15 protein-coding genes are annotated in these 15,936 nt (G+C 71.5%); 6 read left to right on the top strand and 9 right to left on the bottom strand.

The window, feature by feature from the left end:
* Window positions 1-45: 45 nt before the first annotated feature.
* A complete protein-coding gene (locus ABZ098_RS32025; RefSeq protein WP_356597111.1) occupies window positions 46-2,403 on the bottom strand; it encodes an immune inhibitor A domain-containing protein in 2,358 nt (785 codons plus the stop codon).
* Between the two features lie 337 nt (window positions 2,404-2,740).
* On the opposite strand from ABZ098_RS32025, the gene ABZ098_RS32030 reads away from it, so the two are divergent.
* Complete coding sequence (locus ABZ098_RS32030; protein ID WP_356597113.1) at window positions 2,741-3,001, top strand: hypothetical protein; 261 nt, start codon at window positions 2,741-2,743, stop codon at window positions 2,999-3,001.
* 1,148 nt (window positions 3,002-4,149) lie between these two features.
* Here the strand turns inward: ABZ098_RS32030 and ABZ098_RS32035 are convergent.
* Both ABZ098_RS32035 and ABZ098_RS32040 read right to left on the bottom strand, forming a co-directional pair.
* Window positions 4,150-4,776: an RDD family protein gene (locus tag ABZ098_RS32035; protein WP_356597115.1), complete on the bottom strand. Its 627-nt coding sequence runs from the start codon at window positions 4,774-4,776 to the stop codon at window positions 4,150-4,152.
* Between the two features lie 89 nt (window positions 4,777-4,865).
* Window positions 4,866-6,515, bottom strand: a complete 1,650-nt coding sequence (locus ABZ098_RS32040; protein WP_356597117.1) for an RDD family protein — start codon at window positions 6,513-6,515, stop codon at window positions 4,866-4,868.
* Window positions 6,516-6,790: 275 nt separating this feature from the next.
* On the opposite strand from ABZ098_RS32040, the gene ABZ098_RS32045 reads away from it, so the two are divergent.
* Window positions 6,791-7,267, top strand: coding sequence for an SsgA family sporulation/cell division regulator (locus tag ABZ098_RS32045; RefSeq protein ID WP_356597119.1), 477 nt, complete (start codon window positions 6,791-6,793; stop codon window positions 7,265-7,267).
* Between the two features lie 19 nt (window positions 7,268-7,286).
* On the opposite strand, the gene ABZ098_RS32050 is transcribed toward ABZ098_RS32045, so the two are convergent.
* Window positions 7,287-8,702 (bottom strand): FAD-linked oxidase C-terminal domain-containing protein, encoded by a 1,416-nt coding sequence (locus ABZ098_RS32050; protein WP_356597120.1) that lies wholly within the window; start codon window positions 8,700-8,702, stop codon window positions 7,287-7,289.
* 92 nt (window positions 8,703-8,794) lie between these two features.
* Here ABZ098_RS32050 and ABZ098_RS32055 point away from each other — a divergent pair, with 92 nt between their 5' ends.
* Entirely contained in the window at window positions 8,795-10,237 is a 1,443-nt protein-coding gene (locus ABZ098_RS32055) for a tetratricopeptide repeat protein (protein ID WP_356597122.1), read from the top strand.
* Here the strand turns inward: ABZ098_RS32055 and nthA are convergent.
* The 5 genes from nthA to hppD are packed head-to-tail and all read right to left on the bottom strand — an operon-like array spanning window position 10,215 to window position 13,405.
* Window positions 10,215-10,799, bottom strand: coding sequence for a nitrile hydratase subunit alpha (gene nthA / locus ABZ098_RS32060; protein WP_356597124.1), 585 nt, complete (start codon window positions 10,797-10,799; stop codon window positions 10,215-10,217). The genes ABZ098_RS32055 and nthA overlap by 23 nt on opposite strands.
* The gene (locus ABZ098_RS32065) at window positions 10,789-11,088 is read right to left on the bottom strand and encodes an SH3-like domain-containing protein (RefSeq protein WP_356597126.1); all 300 of its coding nucleotides are present in this window, start codon (window positions 11,086-11,088) and stop codon (window positions 10,789-10,791) included. The genes nthA and ABZ098_RS32065 overlap by 11 nt, the downstream gene beginning before the upstream one ends.
* Complete coding sequence (locus ABZ098_RS32070) at window positions 11,081-11,362, bottom strand: hypothetical protein (RefSeq protein ID WP_356597128.1); 282 nt, start codon at window positions 11,360-11,362, stop codon at window positions 11,081-11,083. The genes ABZ098_RS32065 and ABZ098_RS32070 overlap by 8 nt, the downstream gene beginning before the upstream one ends.
* Before the next feature lie 9 nt (window positions 11,363-11,371).
* The gene (locus tag ABZ098_RS32075; protein WP_356597130.1) at window positions 11,372-12,238 is read right to left on the bottom strand and encodes a Teichoic acid biosynthesis protein C (Precursor); all 867 of its coding nucleotides are present in this window, start codon (window positions 12,236-12,238) and stop codon (window positions 11,372-11,374) included.
* Window positions 12,239-12,259: 21 nt separating this feature from the next.
* Window positions 12,260-13,405 carry a 4-hydroxyphenylpyruvate dioxygenase gene (gene hppD / locus ABZ098_RS32080; RefSeq protein ID WP_356597132.1) on the bottom strand — a complete coding sequence of 382 codons (1,146 nt, stop codon included), beginning with the start codon at window positions 13,403-13,405 and terminating at the stop codon, window positions 12,260-12,262.
* Between the two features lie 126 nt (window positions 13,406-13,531).
* Between hppD and ABZ098_RS32085 the strand changes: the two genes are divergently transcribed.
* Genes ABZ098_RS32085 through ABZ098_RS32095 form a run of 3 tightly spaced genes read left to right on the top strand, consistent with a single transcriptional unit; the run spans window position 13,532 to window position 15,927 of the window.
* Complete coding sequence (locus ABZ098_RS32085; RefSeq protein WP_356597134.1) at window positions 13,532-14,014, top strand: Lrp/AsnC family transcriptional regulator; 483 nt, start codon at window positions 13,532-13,534, stop codon at window positions 14,012-14,014.
* Between the two features lie 25 nt (window positions 14,015-14,039).
* Complete coding sequence (locus ABZ098_RS32090) at window positions 14,040-14,687, top strand: ABC transporter permease (protein WP_356597136.1); 648 nt, start codon at window positions 14,040-14,042, stop codon at window positions 14,685-14,687.
* Complete coding sequence (locus tag ABZ098_RS32095) at window positions 14,680-15,927, top strand: betaine/proline/choline family ABC transporter ATP-binding protein (protein ID WP_356597138.1); 1,248 nt, start codon at window positions 14,680-14,682, stop codon at window positions 15,925-15,927. Before ABZ098_RS32090 ends, ABZ098_RS32095 begins: the two co-directional genes overlap by 8 nt.
* Window positions 15,928-15,936 lie beyond the last annotated feature (9 nt).

A 15,936-nucleotide genomic window follows, 5' to 3' on the forward strand; every position in this document is an offset into this window, starting at 1 on the left:
GCAACCCGCCAGGGGTTGCCGCCGATACGCTTCTGACCTGCGGTTTTACTTCTTCTTGGCCGAAGGTCCGACCTGGAGCGTGATCGTGGAGCCGTTCAGGGGCTCCTTGACGATCTTGATCCGGGTGTTGGTGTCAGTGATGTTGACACCGGCGAGCGGGTTCGACTCGTCGTAGTAGCTCGACAGGCCGTCGTCGAAGACCGGGACGCCCGGCTTGGACTTGATCTTCGTCGGGACGTCGGCGTTGTGCAGCGTGATCGAGTCCGTCGGGTACCAGCTGAAGGTGGAGTCGTAGGCCTGGATTCGGTTGCGCATCAGCGTGCCGTCGGACCACTTCAGCGCGGTCGGGTGCGAGTCGACCGGGAGGATCAGACCCTCACCCGGGTGCTGGCTGGTGTTGTCGTCCGCCTGGGAGGTGTCCCACTTCCAGATCAACAGGCCGTTCTGGTAGGCGTAGTGCTCCACCCACTCCGGACGGGTCTTCGAGAAGCCGTAGTTGTACGGGCCGACCTTCAACACCTTGTCGTACGACACGTATTGGCGGTTCTCGGCGATGTAGTACTGCGCGTAGTCGTCCGTGATCGAGGCGCCGATGCGCGAGAAGCCGCTCGCGGTCCAGGCGGCGTCCGCCGTCTCGGCGTTGTCGGAGAACAGGGTCGCGCCGTCGGCGGTCACCGTGATCTCGTCGGCCGCGAAGCCCTTCAGGGCGACCCCGCCGTCCGTCTGGTAGCGGAAGCGCAGCTGGATCTTCTGGCCCGCGTAGGCGTTCAGCGGGAAGGTCAGCTTCTGGTGGGCGTCGACCGAGCCGGTGAGGGCGGGCTTGCCGCTGCCGTCGCGCGGGATCGCGGTGCCGTCGGCCAGGGTGCCGTCGACCGCGGTCCAGTTGGCGCCGTCGGTGGAGACCTCGGTGTAGAGGTAGTCGAAGTCCTTCTCGATGTCCCACCAGCCGTCGAGGGTCAGCGCCGCCGAGGACTTGCCGGTCAGGTCGACCGGGCGGGTCAGGGTGTTGCGCAGGTCGTTGCCGCTGCCGCTCCACCACTGGGTCGCGCCCTGCGCCGGGGTGACCACCGGGGTGGTGACCTTCTTCCTCGGCAGCTGGACCACGAGCGCCTGCGGGTTCTTGGTGTTGTACTCCGCGACGCCCAGCTTGTGGGCGGAGCGCTTGCCGGCCGTGGCGACGTCGTAGTCGAGCCAGCCCAGTTGGAGCTTGTCCCAGGCGTTCATGTCGCCGGGCAGGTCGCCGATGGAGTCCTTGCCGGTGCCGAGCCAGGAGCCGGAGGACATCAGCGTCCAGAAGCCGGTGGAGTTCTCGCCGCCGCCGGAGGTGTCGTACTCGTCGGGCAGGCCGAGGTCGTGGCCGTACTCGTGGGCGAAGACGCCCAGTCCGCCGTTCTCCGGCTGGATGGTGTAGTCGCCGACCCAGATGCCGGTGTCGCCGATCTGGGTGCCGCCGAGCTTGTTGCCGGCCGGGCCGGTGGCGCCGGAGTCGCTCGCGAAGGCGTACCAGCGGTGGGCCCAGATCGCGTCCTCGCCCTGGGCGCCGCCGCCCGCGGACTCGTCCTCGCCGGCGTGCACGATCTGGAAGTGGTCGATGTAGCCGTCGCGCTCGTTGAAGTTGCCGTCGCCGTCGAAGTCGTAGCGGTCCCACTGGTCGAACTCGGCCAGCTCCGCGGCGATCTCGGCGGGGGTGTCCCCGGCGGCCTCGCGCTCGGCGACCCAGGCGTTGACGCCGTCCTGCACCGCGTACCAGGCGCAGTTGTCGGGGTCGCACTTGTTGGAGCCGTAACGGGCCTCGTTGTAGGGGACCTTGACCCAGTCGGTGACCTCGCCGTCGACCGAGTAGCGGCCCGAGGACTGCTTCTCGTAGTACTTCTTCAGCGACTCGGTCTTCTTGCCGGTCCCGAAGTACAGGTCCTGGAAGTGCGCCTGGTTGTAGTCCGCCTGCCAGGCCGTGCTGTTGTTCTGCTTGCGGTCCGGCTGGGCGATCTGGTTGTGCAGCGGGCCGGGCGTGCCGCCGTAGCGGGGGTCGACCTGGTCGCCGAACTCCACCAGGATGGTGAAGATCTTGTCGGTCTTCTCGCGGCCGAGTTCGACGTACTTGCTGTCGCCCTTGCGGCCCTTGAGCTCGACCACCTGGGAGCCGTTGCGGTTCTTCACCGCCGCGTCCCCGGATATGACCTGGTCGAGCGCCTCCTTCCGCTGCGCCTCCTGGGTCTTGGTCAGCGGGCCGTCGAAGTCGTGCTCCCTGACCTTCGCCGGCTGCGGGTCCTGCCGGTCGACCGCGGAGGTCCCGGCGGAGTTGTCCGCGGCCTGGGCCACGGCGAACGTGGAGAACGTGGCCGAGGCCGCGGCTATCGCCACGACCGTCGCTGCCGTCCTGAACGTCCAGGATCTGTCAGTCACTTGTACCTCTCCCCTATCAGGCAAGTGACCGGTATTTGACTAAAGTTTGAGGAGAAAAGACAGATCTTGACTTGGACCCGACAAGTGCATTATTGGGAGCCGGTGTTCGCATTGCGGACGCCGGGCGGAGACCCGACGGGCGCGCACGAACGTCCACTTGATGGACGCCATGACTCCGTGCGCCCCCTGTGCTCCGGCACTGTTGGTTAGGTCACGCTTACTGTTCGTTCCACTCGGGCACACAGGCGATTAGAGTCGATTGGCGGAACGCCCGGATGTCGGCGGAATGCCAGGCCGACACCCCCCGTGGACCCCCGATTCCGAGGACACGATTGCCATGGCTCGTCCGACCGCCGCACAGATCGCCTACGGTTCGATCACCGTCATCTTCTCGACGCTCGCCATGCTGCTGCTGTCACAGACGAGTTCGGCCGTGGGGGCCGCGGTGATCGCGGTCTCTGCGCTCGCCCTCGGCCTGCTGGTCGCCATGACGGTGCCCCAGCCCAAGCCCCGCGTCGTCGCGGTGAACAGGCCCGTCGCCCACCCGGCGGAAGAGCCGGTACCGGCCGCGGCCTCGAGCACGAAGACCGCGGCCTGAGCACTGCGTTGGCTGGGCCGGGGGTGCGGGTCGTCCCCGCGTTCGTCGTGGGACTGGCCGGTCGCGCCAGCCGCCGGGAGGGCTCGGCACCGCGTTAACTGGACCGGGATTCGGGATCGTCCCTGGGTTCCCCGGGCCGGGGCTTCGAGGTCGTCCCCGGGTTCACCAGGACGGGTGCTCGGGTAGCCCCCGCGCTCACTGGGACCGACCAGAACGCGGGCACGTTCGCCCTCGCCCGCCGAACGCCCGCCACTCCAACCCGCGCCCGCTCGACACCGCGTCCACCGGGCCGGAGGGCTCGGGATCGTCTCCGAGTTCACCGGGACGGATGCTCGGGACGCCCCCGCCCTCACTCGGACCGACCAGAACGCGGGCACGTTCGCCCTCGCCCGCCGAACCTCGCCACTCCAACCCGCGCCCACTCGACACCGCGTCCACCGGGCCGGAGGGCTCAGGGTCATCTCCGAGATCACCGGGACGAATGCTCGGGACGCCCCCGCCCTCACTCGGACCGACCAGAACGCGGGGACGCTCGCCCTCGCCCGCCGAACGCCCGCCACTCCAACCCGCGCCCGCTCGACACCACCTTTAGCGAGCGCCGGGTCGCCCCCGCCCCCACTGGGACGAACCGGGCGACGGGCACGCTCGCCCTCGGCCGCCGAGGGCTCAGCGCCCCAAGTGTGCTGCCCCCACTCCGCCTTCACCGAGCCGACTGCTCGGGGCCGTCCCCAGGTCCACCGGGACGGGCCGGGACGTGGTTCGTCTCGCGCTCACCCACCGAGGGCTCAGCGCCTCAGTCGCGGCCACTTGATCACCACCTCAACCGGCCGGGTGCTCGGGCCACGCCCACCGCGACGCCGGTCACGCCGGCCCGTGCCGTCTCGACACCGTGTCCCCCGGAACGGACCGCGGCCCCGGTCGCGTTCCCCGTGGTCGTCGTGAGCTCGGCGCTGGGGCCGCCTCGGCACCGCGTTCACCGGGCCGGCTGCTCCCGCTCGCCGACCGCTCAGCGCTCCGAACTCTGCGCCGCACGCTGCCTTCGCCGAGCCGGGTGCGCGGGGTCGCCCCCGCGTTCACCCTCGCCCGCAGCCGGCTCAGCACGCCGCGCCGAGCCCGAGGACGCCCTCAGGGGCGCGGCCCGGCCGTCGTCAGGTCGTGGTGACGACCACCGTCTTCGCCGCCTTGTCGTGCAGGCCCTGCTTGTAGGGCTTGTCGAAGTAGCTCCAGCCGCCCGAGATGGCGGTCCAGATGCAGGCGCAGCAGAACGCGAACGGGATCCACAGCACCGCCGAGCGGATCAGGGTGGTCTGCACGGAGGGCGTGGAGCCGTTGTCGAGGTTCGCCACCCGCATGCCGAGCCACTTCTTGCCGAGCGTCTGCCCGGACCGGGAGATCAGGACGGTGTCGTAGGCGATGTAGAGCACCGCGGCGAGCGCCGACTGGGCCAGCGACTTGCCGTACTGCATGTCGTCGCTGTCGACGTTGTACTCGCTCACCCCGAAGCCCCAGGTGATCAGCCAGACGACGACGGCCACCAGGATCAGGTCGATGATGCGGGCGAGCGTGCGTTTGCCGCTGGGTGCCAGCGGGGGCATGCCGGCCAGCGGGTCGGCGGGGCCGCCGCCGTACGGGTCACCGCCGCCGTAGGGACTTCCGCCGTACGGCGGCGGGGTGCTGTACGGCGATCCCGAGCCCTCGCCGGGCGGGGGCTGCTTCCTGAACGGGTCGTCATCCGGCGGCTGCTGACCGGGGCCGGGAGGCGGTTCACTGCTCATGGCCCGAGTCGACCGCGAACCCCCCGGCTCCGCATCCGGCGAGCGGCCGTCCGGAGTACCGAATCGTGTACGCCGTTCGCGGTACCCGCTCAGCCCGCGACGAACGTATGCGCCGCCTTGTCGTGCCAGCACTGGTGCCACGGCCGGTCGAACAGGCACCAGGCGACGCCCACGAGACCGATGCCGAGCAGGCCCGGGACGCTGTAGACCAGCCAGCGGCGCAGGGCTCCGCCGAAGGACGGCGGCTCGTGGGCCTCGATGTCCCGCACCTCCAGGCCGAGCAGCTTCTTGCCGAGGGTGCGGCCCCACTTGGCGGTGGGCAGCGCCTCGTACAGGACGCCGGTGACGAGGAGCACGGCGACCACGATGCCGAGGTACACCGACGTGGTGCCGTCGAGCAGCCAGACCGTCACGGTCTCGCCGGACAGCTTGGCGGCGTCGATCTTCTCGTTGACGTGGTCGGCCGCCTTGGTGCCGAGGGGGACGGCGGCCACGGCGGTGACCGCGCCGACGACCAGCGTGTCGAGCAGACGGGCGGCCAGGCGCTTGCCGAGACCGGCGGGCCTGGCGGAGGCCTGGCGGCGGGCGGCCGCCTGGAAGATGTCCTCGACCGGCGGCTTCCAGGGGGCCGGCTGCTCCTCGTCGGGCCCGGCGAGCCGGTGCACCTGCTGGGCCCAGGAGGGCTGACCGCCGCCGGGACCCGCGCTCATGGGGGTGGCGGCGGCCTGGACTCCCGGCGCCTGGGCTGCGACGGCCTGCTGGGGCACGCCCGGAGGGGCCGTCTGCGGGCCGGAGGCCGGGACGGGCTGCTGGGGGCCGGGGAGGGCCGTGGCGGCGGCGGAGGCGGGGCCCTGGGGGCCAACGGCACCGGCCGCCGCGGCACGCTCGGCGGCGGCCTTGCCCGCACCGAAACCCGGGGCTTCGGATGCCGTGGACGGCTGGGCGCCGGCGCCCGGGCCGCCCTGTGCCGTGGGCCCGGAATACGCGGGTGGGGGCGTGCTTCCACTCTGCGCCCCGGGACCCGTGCCCTGCTGCGCCGTGCGCGGGGAGAGCGCGCGGAACTTCATGGTGCCGTCGTCGGATTGCTGGGCCGTCCCCGCTCCCCCGGACCCGGCCGTGGGCCTGCGGAAGACCCGGGTGCCGCCGTCCTCGTCCGGCTCGGCGGGCGGGATCGTCGCCGTGCCGTCGGTGCGGGCCGCGTGCCCGTCCGGCTGGACCGGGGCGGAACCGGCGGGCCGGGCCGGGCCGGGCACCCTGGGGTCGGCGCCCTGCGGAGCATGCGGTGCGCCGTGCTGAGCTCCCTGCGGCCCCTGCGGCCCGTGCTGAGCGCCTTGCTGGGGAACCCCCTGGGGCACCCCCTGCTGAGCCTGCGCGGCCGCCTGCGGGGACCCCCACGACACCCGGCGGTCCTGGTCGCCGCCGAAGCCCGCCTGGTGGGCCCGGTCCGCGGCCCACGCGGACGCGGGTTCGGGGCGGCTGCCGTGCTGGGTGCCGGGCTGCGGGGGCGCCTCGGCCGGGTCCTCGTCGAAGAAGTGCGGGCCCGTCTCCTCCACCGGGGCCGGCCCGGATCCCGCGCCGGCCGGCGGCGCGAGCGGTTCGCCGTCCGCCGGGGCGGGACGGCTGGTGCCCGGCACCCAGGAGGCACCGTTCCAGTAACGGACATATCCAGGAATGGACGGGTCCGGGTAGTAGCCCTCGCGGGGCCTGTCGTCACCGGGTGCCGGGGTTGGGGCGCTCATGTCCGTCGTCCCGTATCTGCTCGGGGGTCAATAGAGGGGGCTCCACATCTATCAGACCGGCGCAAGACCCACCGCCAGTCCCACCGGACCCACTCCTTTTGAGCACGACCTGACACGGGCCGTGATACCGGCCGTGCCACGGGCCGTGACACCGGCCCCCGGGACCGCCGGAAAAAGTTCGCCGAACCCGCGTAATGATCCCGCCCCCTGTCCCCTCTCCACTCGTACGGGCCCACCGCGGGTCCCGGACGAGAGCCGAGAGAGGAACGATCGACATGCATCACACGGTGGTGGAGCGCGAACTGGAGCTCCAACTCATCCTGTCGCCCGAGCGCAGCATCCCGGTCCCGGCCCGACTGGGCTACCGCAGCGACGACCCCTTCGCCGTCCACGTCACCTTCCACATCGGCTCCGACCATCCCGTCCACTGGACCTTCGCCCGCGAGCTCCTCGTGGAGGGGGTGTTCCGGCCGTGCGGGCACGGGGACGTGCGGGTGTGGCCGACGAAGGTCGCGGGGCGCGGTGTCGTGCTGATGGCGCTGAGCTCCCCCGACGGCGACGCCCTCCTGGAGGCCCCGGCCGCGCAGGTATCGGCCTGGCTGGAGCGCACGCTGCGGGCGGTGCCCCCGGGCTCGGAGGCGGAGCAGCTCGGCATCGACGACGGCCTCGCCGAGCTGCTGGCCCCCACTCCGGCCGACGACCTCTGGCTGCGCGACCCCTGGCCGGGCGACGAGTCCGCGGACGGGGAGTGAGTCCGGAGCCGGCCGTGGGTCAGAACAGCTTGCCCGGGTTGAGGATGCCCAGCGGGTCGAAGACGTCCTTCACCGCCCGCTGCATCTCCACGCCCACGGGGCCGATCTCGCGGGCCAGCCACTCCTTCTTCAGTACGCCCACCCCGTGCTCCCCGGTGATCGTGCCGCCGAGCTCCAGGCCGAGGGCCATGATCTCGTCGAAGGACTCGCGGGCCCGCCGGGACTCCTCGGGGTCGGCGGCGTCGAAGCAGACCGTGGGGTGTGTGTTGCCGTCACCCGCGTGGGCGACGACCCCGATGGTGAGCCGGTGCTTCTCGGCGATCCGCTCGGTCCCTTCGAGGAGTTCGCCGAGGCGGGAGCGGGGCACGCACACGTCGTCGATCATCGTGGTGCCCGCGACGGCCTCCAGCGCGGTGAGGGAGAGCCTGCGGGCCTGGAGCAGCAGTTCCGACTCGGCCGCGTCCTCCGCCGGGACGACCTGGGTGGCGCCGGCCGCCTCGCACAGGGCGCCGACGGCGGTGAGGTCGGCCGCCGGGTCCGTGGTGTCGAAGGCCGCGAGGAGCAGGGCCTCGGTGGTCTCCGGGAGTCCCATGTGCGCCAGGTCGTTGATGGCCTTGACGGTCGTACGGTCCATCAGTTCGAGGAGGGACGGCACGTGCCCGCCCGCCATGATCCGGCAGACCGCGTCGCAGGCGGCGGCCCCGGAGGAGAACTCGGCGGCCAGCACGAGCTGCTCGGGCGGCTTGGGCCGCAGGCCCAGGACCGCCTGGACGACGATGCCGAGCGAGCCCTCGGAGCCGACGAAGAGCCGGGTCAGGTCGTAGCCGGCGACGCCCTTGGCGGTGCGGCGGCCGGTGGACATGAGCCGCCCGTCGGCGAGGACGACGTCCAGACCGAGGACGTACTCGGCCGTGACCCCGTACTTCACACAGCACAGGCCGCCGGACGCGGTGCCGATGTTGCCGCCGATCGTGCACATCTCCCAGCTGGAGGGGTCCGGCGGGTAGTAGAGGCCGAGTTCGTTCACGGCGCGGGAGAGGGTCGCGTTGACGACGCCGGGTTCCACGACGGCGATGCGGTCGACCGGGTTGATCTCCAGGATCCGGTCCATCTTCGTCAGGGACAGCACGATGCAGCCGTCGGTGGCGTTGGCCGCGCCGGACAGGCCCGTGCGGGCGCCCTGGGGGACGACCGGGACGCGCAGTTCGGTGGCGACGCGCATGACGTGCTGGACCTGGTCGACCGTGCGCGGCAGGACGACCACGGCGGGGGTGCCGGCCGGGCAGAAGCTCGCCATGTCGTTGGCGTAGGAGACCGTGACGTCCGGGTCGGTGAGCACGGCTTCGGTGGGCAGACCGGTGAGCAGGCGGTCGACCAGGTTGCCGGTCACCGCTGTGTCTTCATCGCGACGGGCTTCGATACGGCTCATGATCACAGCGTCGCACCGGGGGCCATCGGTGTGAACCCCGACAGCGGCAGCCGCCGCATGCCGGGGGGCGGTCGTCGTACTGACGCACAGTGAGCGCCATGGAGAACCAAGCCACGGAGAACCGGCCGGAGGGGCGGGGGACCCGGCCGCGCGGGCGTCTGGTGATCGCCGCGGTCGCTGGCTGCGCGGTGCTCGGTACGGTGCTGATGCTGCTGCCCGCTCAGCGGACGGTGACCCGCGCTCCCGCCCCCGCCCCGGGAGCCCAGGCGCTGACGGCGGTCACCGCCGGGGTGCCGGCCGCCCTGCCCGACCTGGCGGCCCTGATCGGTGAGCGGGAGGGTCATCTGCGCCGGCACCCCGGGGACGCCGAGTCGTGGGCGGTGCTCGGGACGGCGTACGTCGAGCAGGGGCGGCGGACGGCCGACACGACGTTCTACGCGAAGGCGGACGACAGCCTGCGGAGGTCCCTGAAGGTGCGCGGCGGCGCCCAGGCCCTCGGGGGTCTGGCGGCCCTCGCGAACGCGCGCCGGGACTTCCGGACCGCCCGGACCTGGGGTGAGGCGGCACGGAAGCTGGAGCCGAGGCGGTGGACGACGTATCCGGCGCTGATCGACGCGTACACGGGGCTCGGCGACTACAAGGCGGCCGGGCGGGCGCTGGAGCGGCTGACGGAGCTGCGGTCGGGTCCTGCGGTGCGGGCCCGGGCGGCGGGCGTGTACCGGGACCGGGGCTGGCGCGAGGACGCGGCGGCCCAGCTCGCCGACGCGGCGGCGGGGGCGCGGGCGCCGGCCGAGCGGGCCGCGTATCTGGAGCGGGCCGGACAGCTCGCCTGGGAGCGCGGTGACCTGGAGTACGCGCTGCGGCACTTCCAGGAGGCGGTCCGCATCGACCCCGACCAGCGGGCGGCGCAGGCCGGCCAGGGGCGGGTCCTGGCGGCACTGGGCCGTACGACGGAGGCCCTGAACGCCTACCGGACGGCCCTCGCGAAGCAGCCGCTGCCGCAGTACGCCCTGGAGCTGGGCGAGTTGTACGAGGAACTGGGGCTGGGGCAGGCCGCCCGGGTGCAGTACGACCTGCTGCGCACGACGGTCGAGCGCGCCGCGGCGGGCGGGGTGGACGAGGAGCTGGTGCTCGGGCAGTTCGAGGCGGACCACGGCGACCCGGCGTCCGCGGTACGGCGGTTGCGGGCCGAGTGGCTGCGGCAGCCGGGGATCGCGGTGGCCGACGCGCTGGGGTGGGCGCTGCACCGGGCGGGCCGGGCCCGGGAGGGCCTGCGGTACGCCCGGATCGCGACGGACAAGGCGCACGGGGGCGGGGTGCGCAGCGCGCTGTACGCCTATCACCTGGGCATGATCGAACGGGAGTTGGGGCAGCACGCCCCCGCGCGCCGGCATCTCCAGGAGGCGCTGCGGATCAACCCCGGCTTCTCGGCCTCTAGGGTGCGGGCGGCGCGGGAGGCGTTGGCGGCGCTGGGGGACGTGCCGGACGAGGGCGTGCCGGTGATGGACGCGAAGGGGGTCACACCGCGGCCGTACCGATGAGGGCGTTCCTCGTCACCAGCGCGGCCAGCTCCTCCTCGCCGAGCCCTCGCGTGCCGTCCGGCCTGCGGGGCAGCACCATGTAGCGGGTCTCCGCGCTGGAGTCCCACACCGTGATCTCCGTGGTGGAGGGCAGTTCCAGGCCGAACTCCCGCAGTACTTCCCGTGGTTCGCGGACCACGCGGGAGCGGTAGGCCTCGGACTTGTACCAGCTCGGGGACGGGCCGAGGAGGCGGAGCGGGTAGCAGGAGCAGAGCGTGCAGACGATGACGTTGTGGTGGGACGCGGTGTTCTCCACGACCCGCAGGCGCTGGTACGAGCCGTCCATGTACCCGAGTTCCCGCACGGCGGCCGTGCCGTCCGCGAGGAGGCGGGCCCGGTAGGCGTCGTCGGTCCAGGCGCGGGCCACGACCCGGGCCCCGTTCGCCGGGTTGGACTGTGCGAGGAACGCGTCGATCGCCTCGTCCAGCCGCTCGCCGGTGATCAGCCCCTTCTCCTCCAGGAGGGTCTCCAGGCGCCGCACCCGCCGGGCGATCACCGCGTCGGTGTGGTGGTCACCGCTCATCGTCGCGAGCCTCCTCCAGATAGCTTTCCCACAGGTCCAGTACGACGTGGTGGTCGCCCTCGCCCCACAGGTCGCGGGCCTCGAAGCGGACCGCGTAGATCTGCTCGACGGGCGCGTCCCCGCGCCCCTGCGCGCTGACGTCGGCCAGTTCGTCCGGGCCCTCCGGCTCGACGACCACGCCACGCTTGCCGCGCGCGTACCGCGGCAGTCGGGTGTGGTGCGGCGGGTCGTGGCGGTAGGTGCGGACCCGGGTGCCGGGCGGGAAGCGGTCGGGGGGCGTGTCAGTCATCGAGCTCACCCGCCTCGATCACGCCCTTGCGTTCCAGCAGGGCGCAGATCGCGGTGAACCAGCGCTCGTAGTACGACGCCGCCAGGTACTCGGCCGGCGGCATCGACTCGATCGCGTCCCGGAACTCGTTGGTGTTGAAGACCCCTTGCGCGCGCAGGGTGTTGAAGAGCCCGACGACCCGGGCCTCCCAGTCCGCGTGGAAGGGCTCGGTGTCGTCGGTGGTGTCGATCGCGCCGAATCCCTGCGTGCCGCCCACGTCGTTGATCCTGGCCATGCGGCCAGCCTACGAGCCTTCCGCGGACAGCGGCTTGTAGTAGAAGGAGAAACGCCGTGCGCCCTTCGCGCCCGACGCGAGCCCCATGCACAGCCATGGTGTGCCGCCGTGCCGTACGGCGACGCCCTCGGGTTCGCGGTGGTCCAGGGAGTAGCCGGCCTCGGTGCGCTCGCGCTGGACCAGCTCGCCGGTGCGGATGTCGAGGCAGGACAGGTAGGCGTTGCCGTGTCCGGCGGGCGGGTTGGTGACGGGGTCGTAGGCGGATCCGGCCAGTTGGTAGAGGTGGTCGCCGTAGAGGGCGTACCCCTGGAAGGGGATCGCAGGGTCGGGGTGCAGGCCGGTCTGGGCGAGGTCGGCGATCGGGTCGGCGTAGTCGCGGGCGACGAAGGCGTCCAGGTCCCAGATCCGGTAGCGGGGCTCGCCGTCGAGGCGGTAGCGGATCGCCACGCGCTTCGACACCATGCAGACCGACGGCTGGTTGTTGGTGGACCCGGCGATCGGCTTGCGGACGGCGACGTCCCCGCCGGTGCGGGTGGCGCCGTCGAAGAAACGGAACCGGGTGACGCCCTGGCCGTAGCCGTTCTCGGCGGCGGCCTCGGTCCAGATCCAGACCTCGCCGTCGTCGGCGTTCTGCACGCCCATGCTGACGCCGTGCCCGAAGCCCTTGAGGTGCATGTGGCCGAGCAGCGCGCCGTCGTGGTCGAGCCGGTTCAGGCACAGGTCGCCCGACTCGGCGCCGCCCTCGGCGAGTTGGAGGACGTACAGGTGCTGGTGGGCCTCGTCGAAGGCGAAGGACTGGAGGACCGTGCCCTCGTGCAGCGCCTTCTGCCACAGCCCGCGGACGGCCGGCACGGAAAGGTCGAAACGCTCGGTCACGGTCCCCCTCGGTCTTGGGGGCTAGAGGTTGCCCCGCTTCTCCTGCTCCCGCTCGATGGCCTCGAACAGTGCCTTGAAGTTGCCCTTCCCGAAGCCCATCGAGCCATGCCGCTCGATGAGTTCGAAGAACACGGTCGGCTTGTCCTGGACCGGCTTGGTGAAGATCTGGAGCAGGTAGCCGTCCTCGTCGCGGTCGGCGAGGATCTTCAGCTCGCGGAGCGTGTCGACGGGCACGCGGGTGTCGCCGACCCACTCGCCGAGGGTGTCGTAGTAGGAGTCGGGGGTGTCGAGGAACTGGACCCCGGCCGCGCGCATGGTCCGCACGGTCTGCACGATGTCGTTGGTGTTCAGCGCGATGTGCTGGACGCCCGCGCCGCCGTAGAACTCCAGGTACTCGTCGATCTGGGACTTCTTCTTGGCGATGGCGGGCTCGTTGATCGGGAACTTCACCTTGAGCGTGCCGTCGGCGACGACCTTCGACATCAGCGCGCTGTACTCGGTGGCGATGTCGTCGCCCACGAACTCCTTCATGTTCGTGAAGCCCATGACCTTGTTGTAGAAGCCGACCCACTCGTTCATCCGGCCGAGCTCGACGTTGCCGACGCAGTGGTCGATCGCCTGGAAGGTGCGGTGGGCGGGCGGCTCGACGATCGGGGCGGCCGCGGCGAAGCCGGGCAGGTAGGGGCCGTCGTAGCCGGTGCGCTCGACCAGGGTGTGGCGGGTCTCGCCGTAGGTGGCGATCGCGGCCAGGACGACCGTGCCGTGCTCGTCCTTCAGCTCGTACGGCTCGGCCACCGAGCGGGCGCCGTGCTCGAGGGCGTAGGCGTAGGCGCGGCGGGCGTCGGGGACCTCGATGGCGAGGTCGATCACCCCGTCGCCGTGCTCGGCCACGTGCTGGGCGAGGAAGTGGCCCCAGGGGGTGGCGGGCTTGATGACCGAGGTGAACACGAACCGGGCGGAGCCGTTCTCCAGCACGTAGCTCGCGGTCTCGCGGCTGCCGTTCTCCGGTCCGGAGTAGGCCACGAGCCGCATGCCGAAGGCGGTCGAGTAGTAGTGCGCGGCCTGCTTGGCGTTGCCGACGGCGAAGACGACCGCGTCCATTCCCTTGACCGGGAAGGGGTCGGCCTGCCGGGCGGTGTCGGGAGTGTGGTGTGTGGTCTGCGTCATGTGCGAAGCGTGGCTCCGCTCTGCAAGGTGCGCAATAGTTTGCGTATCCACTGGACAGGATGTTCAGCGATACGGCCGTACCGGCGGCCTTTCTGTACAGGATGACCATTGATCGAGGAGGCCGCTGTGGGGATCGACGAGCTGGACGGGCGGATCATCGTGCTCCTCGCGCGCGAGCCGCGGATCGGGGTCCTGGAGATGTCCCGGCGGCTGGGGGTGGCCCGCGGGACCGCGCAGGCACGCCTCGACCGGCTTCAGTCGAACGGAGTCATCCGGGGATTCGGTCCGCAGGTCGATCCGGCGGCGCTCGGCTACCCGGTGACCGCGTTCGCCACGCTCCAGATCCGGCAGGGGCAAGGGGCCGACGTACGGGCGCACTTGGCGACCGTGCCGGAGGTGCTGGAGCTGCACACCACGACCGGCAGCGGGGACATGCTGTGCCGCCTGGTGGCCCGCTCCAACGCCGATCTCCAACGTGTGATCGACCGGGTTGTCGGTTTCGATGGGATCGTCCGGGCCGCCACCGCGATCGTCATGGAGAACCCCGTTCCGCTGCGGATCATCCCGCTGGTGCAGCAGGCGAGCCTTCAGGAGGCGCCCGGGACGTGACGTGGCCCGCTCGGGATGAGGCGATGTGAACTTCTGGGAGTACCTCGGCAACCGCCACCAGCAGTTGCTCGCGGACGCGTACCAACACGCGAGCGCCGTCTTCCAGTGCATGGTCGTGGCGACCGTGATCGGGGTGCTGCTCGGGGTCGTGACCTATCGCAGCGAGTGGGCGGGCAACCTCGCCACGACGGCCACCTCGACGATCCTGACCGTGCCGTCGCTCGCCATGATCGGTCTGCTCGTCCCGGTCGTGGGACTGGGCGTGCCGCCCACGGTGATCGCCCTGACGCTGTACGGGCTGCTGCCGATCGTGCGCAACGCGATCGTGGGGCTGCGCGGGGTCGATCCCGCGCTGGTGGACGCGGCGCGCGGGATCGGGATGTCCCGGGTCACCCGGCTGGTGCGGGTCGAGCTGCCGCTCGCCTGGCCGCCGATCCTGATCGGGATCCGGATCTCGACACAGATGCTGATGGGCATCGCCGCGATCGCCGCCTACGCCTCCGGGCCCGGCCTCGGCAACGAGATCTTCCGCGGTATCGCCTCCCTGGGCAGCAGGAACGCGCTCAACCAGGTGCTCGCCGGCACGCTCGGGATCATCGTCCTCGCCCTGCTGTTCGACGCCGCGTACGTCCTGATCGGACGGCTGACGATTCCGAGGGGGATCCGTGTCTGAGACGACGTCCGGCACCTCAGGTGCGTCCATCGGGCTGGAGCACCTGACCAAGACGTATCCCGGCAGTCCGCGGCCCGCCGTCGACAACGTCACCCTGGAGATCAAGGCGGGCGAGACCGTCGTCCTCGTGGGGCCGTCCGGCTGCGGCAAGTCGACCACGCTCAAGATGATCAACAGGTTGATCGAGCCGACCGGTGGCCGCATCCTGATCAACGGCGAGGACGTCACCGACATCGACCCGGTCAAGCTGCGCCGCAAGGTCGGCTACGCCATCCAGTCGGCGGGGCTCTTCCCGCACATGACGGTCGCGCAGAACATCGCGCTCGTGCCGAGGATGATCGGCTGGGAGAAGGGCCGGATCAGGGCCCGGGTGGAGGAACTGCTCGACCTCGTCGGGCTCGACCCCGGGGAGTTCCACGGCCGCTATCCGCGTCAGCTCTCCGGCGGCCAGCAGCAGCGGGTGGGGGTGGCGAGGGCGCTCGCGGCCGATCCGCCCGTGCTGCTGATGGACGAGCCGTTCGGCGCGGTCGACCCGATCACCCGTGACCACCTCCAGGACGAGCTGATCCGACTCCAGCGCGAGCTGCACAAGACGATCGTCTTCGTCACCCACGACTTCGACGAGGCGATCAAGCTGGGCGACCGGATCGCCGTCCTGCGCGAACGCTCCCACATCGCCCAGTTCGACACCCCGGAGGCGATCCTGACCAACCCGGCCGACGACTTCGTGTCCGGTTTCGTCGGCGCCGGGGCCGCGCTGAAGCGGCTGAACCTGACCCGGGTGCGGGACGTGGAGATCACCGGCTGTCCGACGGTGACCGTCGACGACTCCCTCCAGGAGGTCTTCAACAAGCTTCGGGCCAGCGGAACGAAGGAGATCCTGCTGCTCGACCGGCACGGACGGCCCTACAAGTGGCTCAGGCGCGGCGACATGATGCACGCGAAGGGGCTGCTGGCCCGGGCCGGGACCCCGGTGAGCGACACGGTGACCCGGGACGCGACCCTGCGGGACGCCCTGGAGGCCGTGCTGACCGACAACGCGGGGCGGGTCGCGGTGACCGGGCGGCGCGGCGAGTACACGGGTGTCGTCGACATGGAGACGCTCATGAGCTCCGTGCACGAGCTCCTGGAGGCCGACCGTCTGGAGGCCATGGCGCACCAGCACGAGCTGGAGACGATCCGGGCCGCGCAGACGCACGCCGAGCAGGAGGGCACCGATGGAGAGGCGCGGAAGGCGTGACGACGTCCC

This window comes from Streptomyces sp. NPDC006335 (assembly GCF_040612795.1).
Lineage (GTDB): Bacteria > Actinomycetota > Actinomycetes > Streptomycetales > Streptomycetaceae > Streptomyces.

Coding starts and splice junctions, on each gene's coding strand:
- ABZ098_RS32030 (WP_356597113.1), top strand. CDS start 2,741: ATGGCTCGTCCGACCGCCGCACAGATCGCCTACGGTTCGATCACCGTC.
- ABZ098_RS32035 (WP_356597115.1), bottom strand. CDS start 4,776: ATGAGCAGTGAACCGCCTCCCGGCCCCGGTCAGCAGCCGCCGGATGAC.
- ABZ098_RS32040 (WP_356597117.1), bottom strand. CDS start 6,515: ATGAGCGCCCCAACCCCGGCACCCGGTGACGACAGGCCCCGCGAGGGC.
- ABZ098_RS32045 (WP_356597119.1), top strand. CDS start 6,791: ATGCATCACACGGTGGTGGAGCGCGAACTGGAGCTCCAACTCATCCTG.
- ABZ098_RS32055 (WP_356597122.1), top strand. CDS start 8,795: ATGGAGAACCAAGCCACGGAGAACCGGCCGGAGGGGCGGGGGACCCGG.
- nthA (WP_356597124.1), bottom strand. CDS start 10,799: ATGAGCGGTGACCACCACACCGACGCGGTGATCGCCCGGCGGGTGCGG.
- ABZ098_RS32065 (WP_356597126.1), bottom strand. CDS start 11,088: ATGACTGACACGCCCCCCGACCGCTTCCCGCCCGGCACCCGGGTCCGC.
- ABZ098_RS32070 (WP_356597128.1), bottom strand. CDS start 11,362: ATGGCCAGGATCAACGACGTGGGCGGCACGCAGGGATTCGGCGCGATC.
- hppD (WP_356597132.1), bottom strand. CDS start 13,405: ATGACGCAGACCACACACCACACTCCCGACACCGCCCGGCAGGCCGAC.